The sequence below is a fragment of the Pseudoflavonifractor gallinarum genome (genome assembly GCF_014982855.1).
Lineage (GTDB): Bacteria > Bacillota > Clostridia > Oscillospirales > Oscillospiraceae > Pseudoflavonifractor_A > Pseudoflavonifractor_A gallinarum.
Genome location: NZ_JADCKF010000002.1, coordinates 179,650 through 196,111, shown reverse-complemented (window position 1 = coordinate 196,111; position 16,462 = coordinate 179,650). Strand labels below are relative to the sequence as shown.

Here is a 16,462-nt window from a genome sequence, read left to right as displayed (position 1 = left end):
AGATCGGCCATCCTTCATAAAATCTTCACAATTCCCGGAGGCGCAGGGGCGGCCCCTCCAGATGGACCACGCGGTCGGCCAGGGCCAGGACCCCCTCCTCGTGGCTGGAGAGGAGCACCGGCTTCCCCAGGGCCCGGATGCGCTCCAGGATGCGCCCGGCGCGCTCCTTGTCCACGCCGGTGAATGGCTCGTCCAGCAGGTACACCCCGCCCTCGCAGGCCAGGGCCCGGGCCAGGGCCAGCCGCCGCCGCATCCCGCCCGAGAGTATCTGGATGGGCCGGTCCTCCTCCCCCTCCAGCTCCACCAGGGAGAGGAACTTCCCCACCTCCTGCCGCCGCGCCCGGGGGAGCACGTCGGCGATCTGCTCGCCGGTCCTGCGCCAGGGAAAGAGCCGGTCCTCCTGGAAGAGGAGCACCGCCTCCCCCGGCAGGGTGAAGGTCCCCCCGGCGGGCCGCTCCAGGCCGGCCAGGGTGCGCAGCAGGGTGGTCTTGCCGCAGCCCGACGGCCCGGCCAGGGCGGTGATGCCCTCCCCGGGGAGGGTGAGGGAGAAGGAATCCAGCACCCGCTTCTCCCCAAAGGACACGGTGAGCTCATGAATCCGCAGCACGGCTCCCCCTCCTCTCCAGGCGGCCCAGGAGGGCCCCCAGCACGCCCTCCAGGGCGAAGCTCAGGGCCAGCACCACCGCCGTCCACGCAAAGAGGGCGGGGGTCTCCAGATAGATCTTGGAATAGTACACCTGGGTGCCGATGGCCAGCCGGGGCACGCACAGCACCTCGGCGGCCACCCCGGACTTCCAGGCCAGTCCCAGGGCGGTGTGGCAGCCGCTGGCAAAGTAGGGCAGCACCGAGGGAATGTAGACCAGGCGCACCCGCTTCCACCGGCCAAAGCGGTAGGCCCGGGCGGCCTCCAGCAGCAGGGGGTCGGTCTGGGCGATGCCCTGGCACACGTTCCCCCACACCACCGGCAGCACCATCAGGGCGGACACCACCACCGGCACCTGCCCGGTGGGGGCCCACAGGATGACCAGCAGGATAAAGGAGGCCACCGGCGTGGCCCGGATGACCCGCACCGCCGGGGCCAGGAGGAGCTCCGCCCAGCCCCAGGCGCTGGTGCACACGGCCAGGAGGGTCCCCAGGCACACCCCCGCCAGCAGTCCCCCAAAGATCCGCCCCAGACTGGCGAGGGCGGTCTGCCAGAAGACCTGCGTGCCCATCAGCTCCAGCAGGGTGCGCCCCACCAGGAGGGGGGAGGGCAGGAAGAGGGCGGTGCTCTCCAGCTCCTCGGCCCACAGGAGATACCACACGGCCCCCTGCCAGAGCAGCAGCCAGAACAGCGCCGGCAGGAGCACCCGCCTGGCCAGACGGCGCAGCTTCATCCCTCTCCCTCCCTTCTTCACCGTACAAACAAGAGATAGTATACCGACCCCCCGGGGGAAAGGCAAGCATTTATTGCTCTCAAAAATGCAGGCATTTTTTCGAAGGAGATGCAGTCCGCTGCGTCGCACGCCCCTTTGGGGCGCACGCTTGCGGCCTGAGGGGAGTGTTTTTCGACGTACACGCCGCCGAAAAACACGCTTTGACCTGCTTCCGCCGTCTGCGGACGGCGGAACTCTGCGAGGCTTGCTCCGCCTAGGTCCCCACCTTCCGCAGCAGACGAAGCGGCGCCCCGGGGACCGCCTGGTCCGCCGGGACGCCGCTGTTCCTTAGGGGATATAGAAGAATCCGTCGTCCGGGATACCGCCGCCGATGGAGGCGGGGTCGGCCTGGAAGAGCACCTCATAGTAGGAGTTGATGTCCAGCATGTCCGACCCGGTGATGCACACCAGGTTGGCCTGGGGGATGGCTGCCTTGGCAATGGGGAGCTTGGGCACGATGCCCGCGTCCACCACCATCTGGGCCGCCTCGTCGCTCCCCTCGGCAATGAAGGCGATGGACTCGGCATACTCGGTCAGGAAATCCTCCACCGCCTGGGGATGCTCCTCGATGAAGTCCTTCCGGGCCACCACGCAGCCCATGGTGAAGGTGCCGCCCGCGCCGCTCTCCTCCCAGGCGTCATTGAAGTCCAGCGCCAGACGCACGTCGGGATTCTGCATGGTCACCGCCGTGGCCGCCGGGACGGGGAGCATGGCCAGCTCTGCCTCGCCGGAGGCCATCAGGGTCTGCACTTCCTCGGAGGTTTTCCACACGATGTTCACATCGCTCTCTCCGTCCAGGCCGTTCTGCTCCAGGAGATAGCGCAGCACGTACTCCGGGTTGGCCCCCTGTCCGGTGGCGTAGAGGGTCTTCCCCGCCAGGTCGGCCATGGAGTGCACCGTATCCCCGTTCTCCAGAATGTAGAGCACGCCCAGGGTGTTGAGGGCCAGCATCTGGATGTTCCCCGTCTTCTGGTAGAGGTTGGCCGCCACATTGGTGGGCAGGGCGGCGATGTCCACCTCGCCCTTCCCCAGCTTGGCGGTCAGGTCGGTGGGCTGGGAGGCCACCTCCACCTGGTAGTCATTGCGGGTCTCCCCCGCCAGATGATCCGAAATCAGCTTGGCCGCGCCCATGCCGGTGGGGCCGTTGAGCATGGCCAGTCTTACCTCCGTGCGCTCGCTCTCCTGGGTGGGCGCCGGGGTGGCGCTGCTCTCAGGCGCGGGCGTGGCGGTGGGAGCGGGCTCTCCCCCGCCGCATCCCGCCAGCAGGGTCATGCTCAGGGCCAGGCTCAGGGCCAGGGCCGTCCATCGCTTGCTCTTCATGGTATCATCACGTTCCTTTCCAGTTCCTCGCCCTTCCCGCGGAAGGGCTCTTTGCACTCTACTCCCTTTTTCTCCCGCTGTCAAGCCGCTTTGCCCCCGTTCCGGGACGGGAGGGGCCTCCATGGCATACCATGGTATAGGCTCACAGAAAGGAGGCTATCCTAATGGTCAGACCCCCCGTTCCCGAAGTGGAAGCCGCCCCCTCCGGCGGCGCGCCCCCCGCGCCCGACCCGGTGGACCTGCGCATCCTGGAGACCCTGCTGGAGGAGAAGCTGCTCCTCCTGGAGCTCCTGGAGGCCGTCCAGGCCCTGACCACCGCCATTTTGTCCCGTTTGACCCGGACCTGATGCCCCGCCGGAGAGAAAACTTTCGCTTTTTCCCAACTTCCGCTTGCCGAATGTGCCGGGATTCGCTATACTATCCTCTGTCGATTGTTGACATAACGATTCACTCCGAGAGAAAGGGGCCGATCGCTCCCATGGGAAAGCGCGTCCAAAAATACCAGCCCTCCCGCCTGTTTCTGCTGGGCAGGCTCTTATACCGTCTCCTGGTGGTCCTCTCCGTCCTGGTGGTCCTGCTCTTCTGCGCCTATCAGCTCCTGCGGCAGAAGCCCGGCCAGGCCTCCGGCCCGGCTCCCAGCGCCGTTCTCCCCTCCGCCCAGCCCAGCGGGGAGCTCACCCCCACCGGCTTAGAGCGGAAAAAGGACACCTGGACCTTCCTGCTGGCCGCCAGCGACCAGGCCAGCGGCAACGCCGACACCATCATGGTGGGCATGTACGACACGGTGAACCAGAAGGCCGGTCTGGTCTCCATCCCCCGGGACACCATCTACCACGGCACCCGGCCCGACGGGGGACACTACTATAAAATCAACTCCACCTACGCCTACTACGGGGCCAAGGGCATGCAGGAGGCGGTCTCCGAGCTGCTGGGCATCCCGGTGGACCACTATGTGACCATCGACCTGGCCGGGTTTGAGGCCATCGTAAACGCCGTGGACGGGGTGGACTTTGAAATCCCGGTGCCCATGAGCTACGACGACCCCACCCAGGACCTGCACATCCACTTCCAGCCGGGCATGACCCACCTGGACGGGCAGGAGGCCATGGAGGTCTGCCGCTTCCGGCACAACAACTTCAACGAGGCCCAGGTGGCCTACACCGATGTGGACCGCACCCGCACCCAGCAGGAGATCCTCACCCTGATCGCAAAAAAGGTCCTCTCCCAGCCCCAGAAGGTGGGCGAGTATGTGGAGATCTTCTCCGAATACATCGACACCGACCTCTCCCTGGGGGAGATGCTCTGGTTTGTGGAGCCCGCCCTGGGCTTTGACCTGGCCAATCTCTCCACCGCCACCCTCCCCGGCGACGGCACCGTCACCTACAAGGGCTGGACCTACTGCTACCAGCTGGAGCAGGAGGAATCCCTCGCCATCATCAACGAGATGATCAACCCCTACACCACCCCCGTCACCCTGGACATGGTGAACATGCCGCAAACATAAGAAATCATACAGAAGGGCTGCCGCACTGTTTGCGGCAGCCCCTTTTTTCTAAATAAGCTACGTTTGACAAAAGCCTCGCAGAGTTCCGCCGCCCGCAGGCGGCGGAAAGAATTGAGATCGTTTTTTCCGGCGGCGTGTACGTCGGAAAAAACTCTTCTCAGGCCGCAAGTGTGCGAGCGAAAGCGAGTGCATGCGGCGGCCTGCATCCCTCTCGAAAAAATGCCTGCATTTTTGAGACTTACTGGAGCAGATCGGGGCCGGGCAGGTCCATCTCCCGCTTCCGGGCGGCGGAGTAGGCCAGCTTTTCGGCCAGCTTCCCGCTGTCCCCGGAGGCCAGGGCCTCCCGGTATGCCCCCAGGTTCTCCATCAGCCGGTCCAGCACCGTGAGGAGGGCGGGCCGGTTCAGGGAGAAGAGCTCGGTCCACAGCCCCACGTCCAGGGCGGCCACCCGGGTGCAGCCCCGGAAGGAGGAGCCCTCAAATCCCCGGCAGGCAAAGAGCATGGGGTCGTCGCACACGCTCACGGCGATGATGTGCATGACCTGGCTGGTGTAGGCGATCATGGCGTCGTGCTCCTCGGGGGTGGTCTTGTACACGTCCCGGCAGCCGATGTACGCCCCCAGGCGCTCCATGAGGGCCACGTGCTCGGGGGTGCTGCTCTCCCGGGGGGTGAGGATGAGGTGGCTCCCCTGGAACATCTCGGCAAAGGCGTGCTCGATGCCCGAGAACTCGGTGCCCGCCATGGGGTGGCAGCCGATGAAGTCCACCCCCTCGGGCAGCACCCCCGCCCCCTCCATGACGGCGCTCTTCACGCCGCACACGTCGGTGACCAGGCACCCCTGCTTGAACCGCGCCCGGTGCTCCTCCAGAAAGCGGAGGATGCCCCGGGGGTGGAGGGCCAGCACCACCACGTCGGCCCCGGGAAGGACGGCGGCGGCGTCCTCGGTCACCCGGTCTCCCACGCCGTGCTCGGCGGCAAAGCGCAGGGTGGGCTGGGACACGTCCACGCCCACGATCTCATAGCCCTCAAAGCCCTTGAGGGCCAGGGCCAGGGAGCCTCCGATGAGGCCCAGGCCCACGACGACGATGCGTTTTCTCTCCCCTTCGGCCATGGCTCACACCTCCCGGCCCACGCAGGGGGCCACGGCGGCCAGCTTCCCCATCACATCGGTGAACTGGTCGGGGGTGAGGGACTGGGCCCCGTCGCACAGGGCGTTCTTGGGGTCGTTGTGGACCTCGATGATGAGTCCGTCGGCTCCGGTGGCCACCGCCGCCATGGCCATGCGCTCCACCATCCAGGCCTTGCCGCAGGCGTGGGAGGGGTCCACCACCACCGGCAGGTGGGACAGGCTCTTCACGGCCAGCACGGCGGAGAGGTCCAGGGTGTTGCGGGTAAAGGTCTCAAAGGTGCGGATGCCCCGCTCGCAGAGGATGACCTTCTGGTTGCCCCCGGCCATGATGTACTCGGCCGACATGAGCCACTCCTCGATGGTGGCCGAGAGGCCCCGCTTGAGGAGGATGGGCTTGGTGGTGCGCTTGCCCAGCTTTTTCAGCAGGTCGAAGTTCTGCATGTTCCGGGCGCCTACCTGGATCACGTCCACGCACTCCTCAAAGAGCTCCACGTACTCGGTGCCCATGATCTCGGTGACGATGGGCAGGCCGGTGGCCTCCTTGGCCTTCTGGAGGAGGTTCAGGCCCTCGCACTCCAGCCCCTGGAAGGAGTAGGGGGAGGTCCGGGGCTTGAAGGCCCCGCCCCGCAGGGCGCAGGCTCCGCTCTCCCGGACGGCCTGGGCCACGGCGGTGATCTGCGCCTCGCTCTCCACCGAGCAGGGCCCGGCGATGACGGCCAGCTTCTTCCCGCCGATCAGCGCCCCGCCGCCCAGGTCGATGACGCTGTCGTCCGGGTGGAACTTGCGGTTGGCCTTCTTGTAGGGCTCGGTGACCCGCATGACCTTCTCCACGCCGGGCAGCTGCTCCAGCAGCTCCTGGTCGATGCCCGCGGCGTTGCCCTCGGCCCCCAGCACGGTGGTCTCGGAGCCCTTGGAGATGTTGACCTGCACGCCCCCTGCCTTCATGGCCTGGATGGCCTCCTGGAGCTGCTCGGGGGTGAAGTTGGGTTTCATGATAACGACCATAAAAACGTCCTTCCTTTCTCTGGATAAAAAAACCGCGGCCGCCCCACTGGGCTGCCGCGGTTTCAAGTTCCTTCTCTCCCCCGCGTTCCGGTGCGGGGGGACGGGACTTCCATGCTGACAGGCCGGTTATGGGCAGGCAAAGGGACCGCTCATAAAATAGCGGTAATAGCCGTATCCATAACCGTACATCCGGCGCATGGCAAGATCCCTCCTGGTTTGATTCTGCTCAAACTTTAGCACTTTTTGCCATTAAAGTCAAGCCCCAATTTTCGATTATTTCCGGGGCTCCTGGAACACGCCGGTGGAGAGGTAGCGCTCCCCGGTGTCGGGCAGGACGACGACGATCTTCTTGCCCTGGTACTCCGGCCGGCGGGAGAGCGCCTGCGCCGCGGCGGCCGCCGCGCCCGAGGAGATGCCCACCAAAAGGCCCTCCTTCCGGGCCAGGGCGCGCACCATGGCCATGGCGTCCTCCCCCTTGACGGTGAGGACCTCGTCCACCACGCCGGTGTCCAGCACGCCGGGGACAAAGCCCGCGCCGATGCCCTGGATCTTGTGGGGGCCGGCCTTGCCGCCCGACAGGACGGGGGACTCGGCGGGCTCCACCGCCACCACCTTCACGGCGGGATTCTGCTCCTTCAGGTAGCGGCCCGCGCCGGTGATGGTGCCGCCGGAGCCCACCCCGGCCACCAGGACCTCCACGGTGCCGTCGGTGTCGGCCCAGATCTCGGGGCCGGTGGTCTCATAGTGGGCCCGGGCGTTGGCCGGGTTGTTGAACTGGTCGGGCATCCAGGCGCCGGGGATCTCCTCCAGCAGCTCCTTGGCCCGGGCGATGGCGCCCCCCATTCCCTTGGCCCCCTCGGTGAGGACCAGCTCGGCTCCCAGGGCGGAGAGCAGGCTGCGCCGCTCCTGGCTCATGGTCTCGGGCATGGTGAGGATCACCCGGTAGCCACGCACCGCGGCCACGTAGCTCAGGCCCACGCCGGTGTTGCCGCTGGTGGGCTCCACAATGACGCCCCCCGGCTGGAGCAGGCCCTTCTCCTCCGCGTCCCGGATCATATACCAGGCCGCCCGGTCCTTGGCGGACGAGAGCGGATTGAAGCACTCCAGCTTGGCCAGGATACCGCAGCCGGGGGCCACGCGCTCCAGGCGCAGCAGCGGGGTTGCGCCGATCAGATCGGTCAGCTGTTGGGCGATGTTCATAAGAAGGACCTCCTCGGTTGAAAGTTGGGTACAGTATACCATCATTTCCCTAGTATTTCAATAGGTATTTCAAGTAATTTTTTCCCAATACAAAAACCCCGGCAGCAGAGCGAATGCTCCGCTGCCGGGGTCGAGGGTCCATGTACGGTCTGAGCTTTAAAACACGGGCACCACAGCGCCGCCGTAGGTCTCCTCCATGAAGGTCTTGACCTCGTCGCTGCACAGGGCCTGGGCCAGCGCCTGGATGGCGGGAGAGTTCTCGTTGCCCTCCTTGACGGCCAGCACGTTCACATAGGCGGTGGCCGCCTCGCCGTCGGCGGCCTCCACGGCCAGGGCGTCGGCCACCTTCAGGCCCGCGTCAATGGCGTAGTTGCCGTTGATGACGGCCAGGTCCACGTCGGCCAGACGGCTGGGCAGCTGGCTGGCCTCCAGCTCCACGATCTCCAGGTTCTTGGGGTTCTCGGCGATGTCGGCCTTGGTGGCGGTGAGGCCGGCGTCCTCCTTCAGGGTGATGAGCCCCTCCTGCTCCAGCAGCAGCAGGGCGCGGCCCTCGTTGGTGGCGTCGTTGGGCACGGCGATCTGGGCTCCGTCGGCCAGGGCGTCCAGAGAGTCGGTCTTGCCGGCGTACAGGCCGAAGGGCTCATAGTGGACCTCGGCCGCGCTCACCAGATGGGTGCCGTCGCTCTCGTTGAAGTCGTTCATGTAGGTGATGTGCTGGAAGTAGTTGGCGTCCAGCTCCCCGCTCTCCACGGCGGTGTTGGGGACAATGTAGTCGTTGAACTCCACGATCTCCAGGGTGACGCCCTGCTCGGCCAGGATGTCCTTCACCACCTCCAGGATCTCAGCGTGGGGGGCGGGAGAGGCGCCCACCTTGATGGTGGTGCCCTCCAGGGAGGAGGAGGCAGCGGGGGCGGGATCTCCGGAGGGGGCGGCAGAGCCGGCGGGCTGGGAGGAAGTGCCGGAGCAGCCGGCGAGCAGGCCCAGGGTGAGGGCACCGGCCAGGAACACAGAGGCAGTCTTTTTCATGGTTTCATTCTCCTTTTCTGATATGGAATGTGAGCTGCAACCCAAATCAGGGCACAAAAAAACGCCCTTGAATCCAATTCAAGGACGAGAGCTTTCCGCTTCGTGGTACCACCTTGCTTCACCTCTGCCTCACGGCAGAAGCCTTATGGAGTACAGTCATACTCCTGCGCGCTGACGGGCGCACCCGTCGCAGCCTGTGCACCGTCCGGTACAGTCAGCTGCGCCGCTCCGAGACCATCTTCACCAAAGCCTTCCGTACCCGTTCCCACCATGCCGGACTCTCTGTGCCGTATCTCTCTGGCTACTCTTCTCTTCCTCGCGTTTGAGGGGCGTTATTCAGTTCCGCTTGGGTTGCACTTAGTATAGACCCTTGCCCCCACGCCGTCAAGCCGCCATTTTAGACAAAAAAGAGAGACGGGCAAGCCGTTTTTTTGCCCGTCTCTCGATCTGGTTACATGGCGCCGGGGATACGGCGCTCCTTCTGGACCTTCTTTTTCTGCTCCTTCCGGGACTTCTTCCGGTCCTGGCCGCGCACCCGCTTGTCCATACGCACGGCGGCCCGGGTACCCACCGACTGGAAGATCTGCACCAGGATGACCAGCACCACCACGGAGACCCACAGGATGATGGTCATGCGGCGCTGATAGCCCAGGTTGAGGGCCATGGCGCCCAGTCCGCCGCCGCCGATGGCGCCCGCCATGGCGCCGTAGCTGAGGATGGTGATGAAGGCGGTGGTAAAGCCGGAGATGAGGGAGGGCCGGCTCTCGGGCAGGATCACCTTGGTGATGATCTGGAAGGGCGAGCAGCCCATGGACTCGGCCGCCTCAATGACGCCGCCGTCCACCTCCCGCAGGGAGGACTCCACCAGCCGGGCCACAAAGGGGAAGGCGGCCACGACCAGGGGCACGATGGTGGCCACGGTGCCGATGGAGGTGCCCAGGATGAGCCGGGACAGGGGGATGACCACCACCATCAGGATGAGGAAGGGCACCGAGCGCAGGATGTTGATGACAAAGTTGAGCACCGTCATCACGGGTCTGGGCAGGGGACGCACGCCCCCCGGCTCCCCCACCACGGCGATGACGCCCAGGGGCAGGCCGATGAGGTAGGCGAAGAAGGTGGAGATCACGGTCAGATACATGGTCTCCCAGATGGCGAAGAGGAGCCCGTCCTTGCTCAGCTCCAGCAGGCGGACCACCTCGGGATTTTGCAGCAGATCAGCCATGGTAATCACGCACCTCCTCCATGGTCACATAGGGCTGGCCCTTGATGTAGGCGATGGCCTTGGCGGCCTCGGCCTCGTTCTCGGGCAGGCCGATGAGCATGGTGCCGAAGGCCTGTCCGTTGATGTTCTTGGTGTCGGCGCCCAGGATGTTGACCTTCACGCCGCAGTCGATGGCCAGGGAGGCGATGAGGGGCTCGTAGGAGGAGCCGCCGTTGAAAGCGATGCGCACCACCCGGGCGGTCTTGACCGGGTCCAGAATGACCCCGTCGGGGTAGACCAGCTTCCGGCCGGCCTCGGTCTTGGGGTTGGAGAAGACCTCCTCCACCGTGCCGGTCTCCATGACCTTTCCGTGGTCCAGGATGGCCACGTGGGAGCAGATCTCCTCCACCACCGCCATCTCATGGGTGATGACGATGACCGTGATGCCCAGGCGCTTGTTGATGTCCTGGATCAGGCGCAGGATGCTCCGGGTGGTGGTGGGGTCCAGGGCGGAGGTGGCCTCGTCGCACAGGAGCACCTTGGGGTCGCTGGCCAGGGCACGGGCGATGGCGATGCGCTGCTTCTGTCCGCCGGAGAGCTGCACCGGGTAGGCGTCGGCCTTGTCGGGCAGGCCCACCAGCTCCAGAAGCTCCATGGCCCGCTTCTTGGCCTGGGCGGCGGGCACCCCCGCGATCTCCATGGGGAAGCAGATGTTGCTCAGGCAGGTGCGCTGCATGAGCAGGTTGAACTGCTGAAAAATCATGCTGATGCTCCGCCGCTTCTGCCGCAGGGCCTTGGGGGAAAGGGCGGTCATGTCCTCCCCGTCGATGAGCACATTGCCCTCGGTGGGGCGCTCCAGCAGGTTGATGCACCGCACCAGGGTGGACTTGCCCGCGCCGCTCATGCCGATGATGCCGTAGATGGCCCCGTCGCGGATGGTGATATCCACGTGGTCCAGCGCGGTGAAGGTCCCCTCCTCGGTGGGAAAGATCTTGGTCAGTCCTTTTAATTCGATCACGCTGTGATTCTCCTTTGTAAACCGTCTCAAAGGGATCGCTGGACCGGTCCAACGACCGGTCATACGGAGTTTATTGTATGACAGATCCCCCTCCCTGTCAAGGCGCGGGGGCTATCCCCCAAAACACACCCGCACCGCCCAGGCCGCGGCGGTAAATCCGGCCAGGTCGGCGCACAGAGCGGCCGGGACGGCGTACCGGGTCTTGACGATCCCCGCCGCGCCGAAATACACCGCGATGGTATAGAAGGTGGTCTCAGTGGACCCCAGCATGACGGCGGCGGTGCGCCCGATGGTGGAGTCCGGCCCGTAGGTGGAGATGAGCTCCGCCCCCACTCCCAGGGCGGCCGAGCCGCTCACCGGGCGGATGAGGAGCAGTCCCACCGTCTCGGGCGGAATGCCCAGCCAGCCCAGCACCGGGGCCAGGGCCTGGGCGGCCAGCTCCAGCGCACCCGAGGCCCGCAGCATATAGACCGCCGTCAGAAGGGCCACCAGCGCCGGGACGATCTTGATGAGCACGCCCAGTCCCTCGGCCGCGCCGGTGATCAGGGCGTCGTAGACGTCCACCTTCCGCACCAGGCCCCACAGGGCCACCCCCAGCAGGAGGAAGGGCACCAGCATGGTCAGCGCCAGTTCCATCCGACTCGCCTCCTTTGGAGCCGTCCGGCCCCCTCCTCTGCCGGCCAGAGCCGCCCCATCACCTTGGCCGCCAGGATGCCCACCGTCACCGAGAGGGCCGAAGCCAGCCACACGGCGGGCAGGATGTCAAAGGGGGCGGCACACCCGGCCGCGGCGCGCACGCTGGCCACCGTGGTGGGGATGAGCTGGATGGAGGCCGTGTTGCACACCACCAGCATGCACAGGGAGTCGGAGGCCACCCCGGGGGTGCGCCGGCTCATCCGGCGGGCGGCCTGGATGCCCAGGGGGGTGGCCGCGTTGCCCAGTCCCAGCAGATTGGCCGAGACATTGGCCGAGATGCTGTCCATCACCTCCCGGTCCCGGGCAAAGTCCGGATAGAGCCGCTTGAGGAGCGGACGCAGCAGCCGGGAGAGCCCCTGCGACAGCCCCGAACGGCGCATGACCTCCATCACGCCCATCCACAGGCAGAGTACGCCCGCCATGGATAGACATAATTCGACCGCCGCCGCCGCGCCCTCCATGGCGGCCGCCGCCACCTGGGGCCCCCGCCCGGTGAGAAGCCCGCAAAAAACCGCGCATCCGACCATCCCCGACCAGATAACCGACATTCCCATATATTCCTCTTCTTTCCATTTAAAAATATTTGTACTACTATATGCGGGGAAAGCCGAAAAATATGCCTTATTTTTTAAACGTTTGGTTCAAAATATGGACTTTTTTATACTACATTTTTTAAAATACAATTTATTCCAATTTTGCGACATTAGTCGAAACTTTACGATTGAAATTTCCAAAATGGAATTGACATAGCAATACAAAGTGTTATAATAATGTCAGTTTCTAGATAAAGATAGGAAAACATGGAAGCCGCAAGAAAGGACGTATCGCTATGAAATCTACCGGCATTGTCAGAAAGGTCGATGAACTCGGCCGAATCGTACTTCCCATCGAGCTCCGTCGTACTCTGGATATCGCCGAAAAGGACTCTTTGGAGATCTATGTAGATGGAGCCTCCATCGTCCTGAAAAAGTACCAGCCCGCCTGTATTTTCTGCGATGATGCCAAGGATGTCATCAACTTCCGCGGCAAGAACATCTGCCCCAATTGCCTCAAGGAACTCCAGAATAAATAAAGAACCCAACGAAAAACCCCGGCCGTTCCCATAGAACCGCCGGGGCTTTTTGCGCCTCTCCGCCCCGGAGCCGTCCGGTGCGGAGAGGCGTTTATACGTTCTGTATAAATTTGTATGCAATTGGCAGGGTACCTTCACCCCCTGTTTTCCCAGAAAATTACTTTCACAGTTTACTCAGTCAGAAAGAGATTTTCCAGTTTTTCCGACCGCCCGGTCGTAGAGCTCATTGCGGGAAAGGCCCAGCTCCTTGGCCGCCTGCCGCACCGCGTCCCGCAGGGAATGCCCCGCATCCCGCAGGTGTTCCACCCGCTCCAGGCCCTGTTCCAGGGTGGGGATGTCCTCTTCCTGTGCACAGGCTCCCTCCAAAACCAGCACGAACTCCCCCTTGGGCGGGTTGTCCCGGTACCACTCCAGGGCCTCCCCCACGGTGGTGCGCCGGACCTCCTCGTGGAGCTTGGTCAGCTCCCGGCACAGGCTCAGCCGCCGCTCCCCGCCGAAGTAGGTCTGGAAGTCCTCCAGGGTGGAGAGGAGCTTGTGGGGGGCCTCATAGAAGATCATGGTGCGCATTTCCCCCCGCAAGGACTCCAAATGAGCCCGCCGGTTCTTCTTGTTCATGGCCAAAAAGCCCTCGAAGGTAAAGCGTCCGGTGGGCAGGCCGGACACCGACAGGGCGGTCACCAGGGCGCAGGGACCGGGGATGGCCACTACCTCCACCCCGTTGGCGGCGCACAGGGCCACCAGCTCCTCGCCCGGGTCACTCACCGCCGGGGTGCCCGCGTCGGTGACCAGGGCGCAGCTCTCCCCGGCCAGCAGCCGCTGGAGCACCGCCTGGCCCCCGGCCTCGGTGTTGTGGCGGTAATAGCTCACCATGGGCTTGCGGATGCCCAGATGGTTGAGGAGCTTGATGGATACCCGGGTATCCTCGGCGGCGATGAAGTCCACCTCTTCCAGCGTGTCCGCCATGCGCCGGGAGATGTCCCCCAGGTTGCCGATGGGGGTGGGGACTAAGTATAAGATTCCAGCCATATGCACTTCTCCATTCCCATGTATCATTCGCCTCCCCGGTGCAGCAGGCGCGCCGGGAGGATCTCCAGCCCTGTTTTCGCCCCCTTGACCCCCTCGGCCAGCACCGCGGAGGGCGGGTGGGCGGCGTCGTGCTGGATGAGGCGCAGGCGCTTGGGCTCCAGCCCCGCCCGGCGCAGCTCGGTGAGCACCTCCACCAGGCGCTCGGGCCGGTGGACCAGGGCGAACCGGCCCCGGGGGCGCAGGAGCGCCGCCGCCGCGCGGCACAGCTCCGGGAGGGTGCAGTGCTCCTCCATCCGCGCCCCTCCCCCGCTCTTCCCGCTTCCCAGGGCAAAGTAGGGGGGATTGGAGATCACCAGGTCCCAGCTCCCCGTGGGGAAGCCGCTCTCCCGCAGGTCCCCGGCGCGGATCTCCCCCGCCAGGCCGTTGCGCGCCAGATTGGCCCGGGCGGCCCGGGCGGCCGCCTCCTCCAACTCCACCCCGGCCAGGGTCAGCCCATCGGCCCGGGCGGAGAGCAGCAGCAGGAGCACCCCGCCCCCGCAGCCCAGATCGCACACCCGCCACCCGGGCTTCACCGTGGCAAACTCCCCCAGCTCCAGGCTGTCCCGGCCCAGGGGAAAACACGCGGGGTCCCGGTCATAGCGGTAGGGCCCCAGCTGCTCCATGCGCTCACGCTCTTCCACGCAGCACCTCCGCGAGATGCTTCATCACCCGGCCGGTGATGCCCCAGATGGCCCGGCCCTCCCAGGTGTAGATGGGCACCTCCACCCGGGCACCCTTCCAGTCATAGCCCTGGGGAAAGCCGATCTGTGCATAGGGGAAGTCCTCCCCCACCTGGGGCACCAGGGGGTAGGAGGGGCACAGGGGCTCCTCCTCCAGAAAATAGGAGAGCGGCACCAGAAAGGTCTCGGCCACCTCGGCCGCCTGGGACCGCAGGCGGGCCAGCCAGGCGGGGTCGATCCGGCCCAGAATCGGGTGCATCAGAAAACCGCTCTGGTGGAGGACCTTGTCCAGGGGGGCCAGGACCTCGATCCCCTCCACAGGGATGCCCAGCTCCTCCCAGGTCTCCCGCAGGGCGCAGGTCTCGGGCTCCTCCCCCGGCTCCATCCGCCCGCCCGGGAAACAGACCTCCCCCGGCTGGCGGCGCAGGGTGGCCGCCCGTACCTCAAAGAGGACCTGGAGTCCCTCCGGAGTCTCCACCAGCGGGACCAGCACCGCATACTCCCCGGTCACGTCCTGAAACCCGGCGCGCCGGAGGGCCATCCGGGATCGGATCTCTTCCAGGGTCATGGCTCCTCCGCCAGGGCGGCGATGCGCCGGTTGAGGGCCTCGTAGAACCTCCCCACGTGGATGCCGTCCACCATCCGGTGGTTCAGGTCCAGGGCCAGGGAGAGGCGCAGCCGCCCGTCGTGCTGCTTCTCATACCGGCCCCAGGCCACCCGGGGGATGCAGTCGCTGGGGTCGAACCGGCGGTCGTGGGTGACCGAGGTCATGGGGAGCCAGGGCTCACTGCTGAATTCGATGCGCTGGTCGCTGTCCCAGGGTCCCTCATGGTCCACAAAGGAGGTCTGGGCGTAGCTTTTCTCCCGGGCGGCCTGGCAGAAGGCGGCCATGTCATCTCCGGCCTCCAGGTCGGTGATGTGGAAGAGCTCCTCCCCCGGACGCATGTCGGTGAAGCTGGGGACCTGGTGGTCGTGGAGGATGATGGTGCCGTTGCGATCCCGGTAGCGGAAGTTCTCCACCTCATCCATGGACTTGGTCACCAGGAAGATGAGGGAGTAGTAAAAGGACAGGCCGTGCCGCTTGGTGTAGGCCTTCAGCTCGGTGACGTCCACCGGGAAGCTCATGGCGTAGAAGGGCCACTCCTCGCCCTGATAGTGCTCATAAATCTCCCGCCGGGGCCAGTGTTCCAGATCAATGATCTTCATGCTTGGTTTCCTCCTTCGTGGGTCTGACTCTCATAGAGGCGCAGCCAGCCGCCCTTCAGGGCGTACTGGGGGATGCCGTGTTCCAGGCGCAGGGTGCCGGGGGGCGCTTCCGCCCCGCCGTGGATGACCTCTCCCCGCACCACGGTCAGGGTCTCCTCCCCCAGGCGCAGGAAGCTCCCGTACCCGGCGAAGGCCCGGACGATGCGGTCCACCCGCTCCAGGCTGTCCCAGGGGGTGAAGGTCATCTCCTCCTCCGTAGGCTCCTTCCAGTACTCTCCCTCTCCCTGGGGCACAGCCTTCTCCCACAGCTGGTCAAAGGACTGTACCGCCTGGGCGGCCAGCCGGGGAGCCAGGGCGCGGATGGTCTCGGTCATGGTCTCCAGGGTGTCCTGCCCGGTGACGGGAAAGGGCTCCTGGAGCAGGATGTCCCCGGTGTCCAGCCCGGCGGCCACCTTGTGGATGGTCACGCCGCTCTCGCTCAGCCCCCGCAGGATGGTGCAGGGCATGGGCCAGGGGCCCCGCCCCAGGGGGAGCAGGGCCGGGTGGACATTGGCGCAGCGCAGGGGTGTGTCCACCGGGATGCGGTAGATATACCCGGCGGAGAAGAGGGCCTCACAGCCTGCCTCCCAGAGGGCGTTCAGGTCGGCGGAGGTCACCCGGGCGTCGGTCCAGGGGATGCCCCGGGCCTCGGCAAAGCCGGTGACCTGGCGGTTGAATTCGTAGACGTTGTCGGTGGGGTAGGTGAACACCCGCATGACCTCACACCCGGCCGCCTCCAGGGCTTCCAGGCAGGGATAGAGCAGGTCAAACCCCGCATAGGCAATTTTCATGGGTTCCTCCCGTTTCGGATACAAGAAACCGCGTCCATTCGGACGCGGCCAGCGTGTCGAACACGTTCGACACGCTTCTCAAAAATACAGGC

19 protein-coding genes are annotated in these 16,462 nt (G+C 65.4%); 3 read left to right on the top strand and 16 right to left on the bottom strand.

The annotated features are described in order from the left end of the window. Nucleotides 1–25: 25 nt before the first annotated feature. From INF37_RS02950 to INF37_RS02940, 3 genes are all read right to left on the bottom strand, one after another. Nucleotides 26–607: an ATP-binding cassette domain-containing protein gene (locus tag INF37_RS02950; protein WP_193536310.1), complete on the bottom strand. Its 582-nt coding sequence runs from the start codon at nt 605–607 to the stop codon at nt 26–28. Beyond that, the gene (locus INF37_RS02945; RefSeq protein WP_101693655.1) at nt 591–1,376 is read right to left on the bottom strand and encodes an ABC transporter permease; all 786 of its coding nucleotides are present in this window, start codon (nt 1,374–1,376) and stop codon (nt 591–593) included. Before INF37_RS02945 ends, INF37_RS02950 begins: the two co-directional genes overlap by 17 nt. Before the next feature lie 327 nt (nt 1,377–1,703). Further along, complete coding sequence (locus tag INF37_RS02940; RefSeq protein WP_193536308.1) at nt 1,704–2,735, bottom strand: ABC transporter substrate-binding protein; 1,032 nt, start codon at nt 2,733–2,735, stop codon at nt 1,704–1,706. A 164-nt stretch (nt 2,736–2,899) separates the two neighbouring features. Between INF37_RS02940 and INF37_RS02935 the strand changes: the two genes are divergently transcribed. Both INF37_RS02935 and INF37_RS02930 read left to right on the top strand, forming a co-directional pair. Then, complete coding sequence (locus INF37_RS02935; protein WP_186962880.1) at nt 2,900–3,082, top strand: hypothetical protein; 183 nt, start codon at nt 2,900–2,902, stop codon at nt 3,080–3,082. 131 nt (nt 3,083–3,213) lie between these two features. Further along, a complete protein-coding gene (locus INF37_RS02930; protein WP_193536306.1) occupies nt 3,214–4,239 on the top strand; it encodes an LCP family protein in 1,026 nt (341 codons plus the stop codon). Between the two features lie 238 nt (nt 4,240–4,477). Here the strand turns inward: INF37_RS02930 and INF37_RS02925 are convergent, their stop codons facing one another. The 8 genes from INF37_RS02925 to INF37_RS02890 form a co-directional block, all read right to left on the bottom strand. After that, nucleotides 4,478–5,350: a prephenate dehydrogenase gene (locus INF37_RS02925; protein ID WP_101693658.1), complete on the bottom strand. Its 873-nt coding sequence runs from the start codon at nt 5,348–5,350 to the stop codon at nt 4,478–4,480. A gap of 3 nt (nt 5,351–5,353) precedes the next feature. Further along, on the bottom strand, nt 5,354–6,373 hold the full coding sequence (gene aroF, locus INF37_RS02920) for a 3-deoxy-7-phosphoheptulonate synthase (protein WP_186962882.1): 1,020 nt from the start codon (nt 6,371–6,373) through the stop codon (nt 5,354–5,356). Between the two features lie 273 nt (nt 6,374–6,646). Then, nucleotides 6,647–7,573, bottom strand: coding sequence for a cysteine synthase A (gene cysK / locus INF37_RS02915; protein ID WP_193536304.1), 927 nt, complete (start codon nt 7,571–7,573; stop codon nt 6,647–6,649). Nucleotides 7,574–7,729: 156 nt separating this feature from the next. Next, nucleotides 7,730–8,599, bottom strand: coding sequence for a MetQ/NlpA family ABC transporter substrate-binding protein (locus INF37_RS02910; RefSeq protein WP_101693661.1), 870 nt, complete (start codon nt 8,597–8,599; stop codon nt 7,730–7,732). Between the two features lie 451 nt (nt 8,600–9,050). Beyond that, nucleotides 9,051–9,740, bottom strand: a complete 690-nt coding sequence (locus INF37_RS02905; protein ID WP_408004142.1) for a methionine ABC transporter permease — start codon at nt 9,738–9,740, stop codon at nt 9,051–9,053. A gap of 76 nt (nt 9,741–9,816) precedes the next feature. Continuing rightward, a complete protein-coding gene (locus INF37_RS02900; protein WP_101693663.1) occupies nt 9,817–10,821 on the bottom strand; it encodes an ATP-binding cassette domain-containing protein in 1,005 nt (334 codons plus the stop codon). A gap of 111 nt (nt 10,822–10,932) precedes the next feature. Then, nucleotides 10,933–11,457, bottom strand: coding sequence for a spore maturation protein (locus INF37_RS02895; protein WP_101693664.1), 525 nt, complete (start codon nt 11,455–11,457; stop codon nt 10,933–10,935). Next, a complete protein-coding gene (locus INF37_RS02890) occupies nt 11,442–12,065 on the bottom strand; it encodes a spore maturation protein A (RefSeq protein WP_328821012.1) in 624 nt (207 codons plus the stop codon). Before INF37_RS02890 ends, INF37_RS02895 begins: the two co-directional genes overlap by 16 nt. Nucleotides 12,066–12,346: 281 nt before the next feature. Here INF37_RS02890 and INF37_RS02885 point away from each other — a divergent pair, with 281 nt between their 5' ends. Beyond that, nucleotides 12,347–12,589 carry an AbrB/MazE/SpoVT family DNA-binding domain-containing protein gene (locus INF37_RS02885; protein ID WP_101693666.1) on the top strand — a complete coding sequence of 81 codons (243 nt, stop codon included), beginning with the start codon at nt 12,347–12,349 and terminating at the stop codon, nt 12,587–12,589. A gap of 174 nt (nt 12,590–12,763) precedes the next feature. Here INF37_RS02885 and rsmI read toward each other — a convergent pair whose 3' ends face one another. The 5 genes from rsmI to INF37_RS02860 are packed head-to-tail and all read right to left on the bottom strand — an operon-like array spanning nt 12,764 to nt 16,370. Continuing rightward, complete coding sequence (gene rsmI, locus INF37_RS02880; RefSeq protein ID WP_193536302.1) at nt 12,764–13,615, bottom strand: 16S rRNA (cytidine(1402)-2'-O)-methyltransferase; 852 nt, start codon at nt 13,613–13,615, stop codon at nt 12,764–12,766. A gap of 23 nt (nt 13,616–13,638) precedes the next feature. Next, a complete protein-coding gene (locus INF37_RS02875; RefSeq protein WP_328821011.1) occupies nt 13,639–14,295 on the bottom strand; it encodes a methyltransferase in 657 nt (218 codons plus the stop codon). Continuing rightward, the gene (locus INF37_RS02870; protein WP_193536300.1) at nt 14,282–14,902 is read right to left on the bottom strand and encodes an NUDIX hydrolase; all 621 of its coding nucleotides are present in this window, start codon (nt 14,900–14,902) and stop codon (nt 14,282–14,284) included. Before INF37_RS02870 ends, INF37_RS02875 begins: the two co-directional genes overlap by 14 nt. Next, entirely contained in the window at nt 14,899–15,540 is a 642-nt protein-coding gene (locus INF37_RS02865) for a CatA-like O-acetyltransferase (RefSeq protein ID WP_101693669.1), read from the bottom strand. The genes INF37_RS02870 and INF37_RS02865 overlap by 4 nt, the downstream gene beginning before the upstream one ends. After that, complete coding sequence (locus INF37_RS02860; protein WP_193536298.1) at nt 15,537–16,370, bottom strand: methionyl-tRNA formyltransferase; 834 nt, start codon at nt 16,368–16,370, stop codon at nt 15,537–15,539. The genes INF37_RS02865 and INF37_RS02860 overlap by 4 nt, the downstream gene beginning before the upstream one ends. Between the last annotated feature and the right edge of the window lie 92 nt (nt 16,371–16,462).

Bases quoted from the DNA above. Each gene is read 5' to 3' on its own strand.
- INF37_RS02945 (WP_101693655.1), bottom strand. From the start codon at position 1,376: ATGAAGCTGCGCCGTCTGGCCAGGCGGGTGCTCCTGCCGGCGCTGTTC.
- INF37_RS02940 (WP_193536308.1), bottom strand. From the start codon at position 2,735: ATGAAGAGCAAGCGATGGACGGCCCTGGCCCTGAGCCTGGCCCTGAGC.
- INF37_RS02935 (WP_186962880.1), top strand. From the start codon at position 2,900: ATGGTCAGACCCCCCGTTCCCGAAGTGGAAGCCGCCCCCTCCGGCGGC.
- INF37_RS02930 (WP_193536306.1), top strand. From the start codon at position 3,214: ATGGGAAAGCGCGTCCAAAAATACCAGCCCTCCCGCCTGTTTCTGCTG.
- INF37_RS02925 (WP_101693658.1), bottom strand. From the start codon at position 5,350: ATGGCCGAAGGGGAGAGAAAACGCATCGTCGTCGTGGGCCTGGGCCTC.
- aroF (WP_186962882.1), bottom strand. From the start codon at position 6,373: ATGGTCGTTATCATGAAACCCAACTTCACCCCCGAGCAGCTCCAGGAG.
- cysK (WP_193536304.1), bottom strand. From the start codon at position 7,573: ATGAACATCGCCCAACAGCTGACCGATCTGATCGGCGCAACCCCGCTG.
- INF37_RS02910 (WP_101693661.1), bottom strand. From the start codon at position 8,599: ATGAAAAAGACTGCCTCTGTGTTCCTGGCCGGTGCCCTCACCCTGGGC.
- INF37_RS02905 (WP_408004142.1), bottom strand. From the start codon at position 9,740: ATGTATCTGACCGTGATCTCCACCTTCTTCGCCTACCTCATCGGCCTG.
- INF37_RS02895 (WP_101693664.1), bottom strand. From the start codon at position 11,457: ATGGAACTGGCGCTGACCATGCTGGTGCCCTTCCTCCTGCTGGGGGTG.
- INF37_RS02890 (WP_328821012.1), bottom strand. From the start codon at position 12,065: ATGTCGGTTATCTGGTCGGGGATGGTCGGATGCGCGGTTTTTTGCGGG.
- INF37_RS02885 (WP_101693666.1), top strand. From the start codon at position 12,347: ATGAAATCTACCGGCATTGTCAGAAAGGTCGATGAACTCGGCCGAATC.
- rsmI (WP_193536302.1), bottom strand. From the start codon at position 13,615: ATGGCTGGAATCTTATACTTAGTCCCCACCCCCATCGGCAACCTGGGG.
- INF37_RS02870 (WP_193536300.1), bottom strand. From the start codon at position 14,902: ATGACCCTGGAAGAGATCCGATCCCGGATGGCCCTCCGGCGCGCCGGG.
- INF37_RS02865 (WP_101693669.1), bottom strand. From the start codon at position 15,540: ATGAAGATCATTGATCTGGAACACTGGCCCCGGCGGGAGATTTATGAG.
- INF37_RS02860 (WP_193536298.1), bottom strand. From the start codon at position 16,370: ATGAAAATTGCCTATGCGGGGTTTGACCTGCTCTATCCCTGCCTGGAA.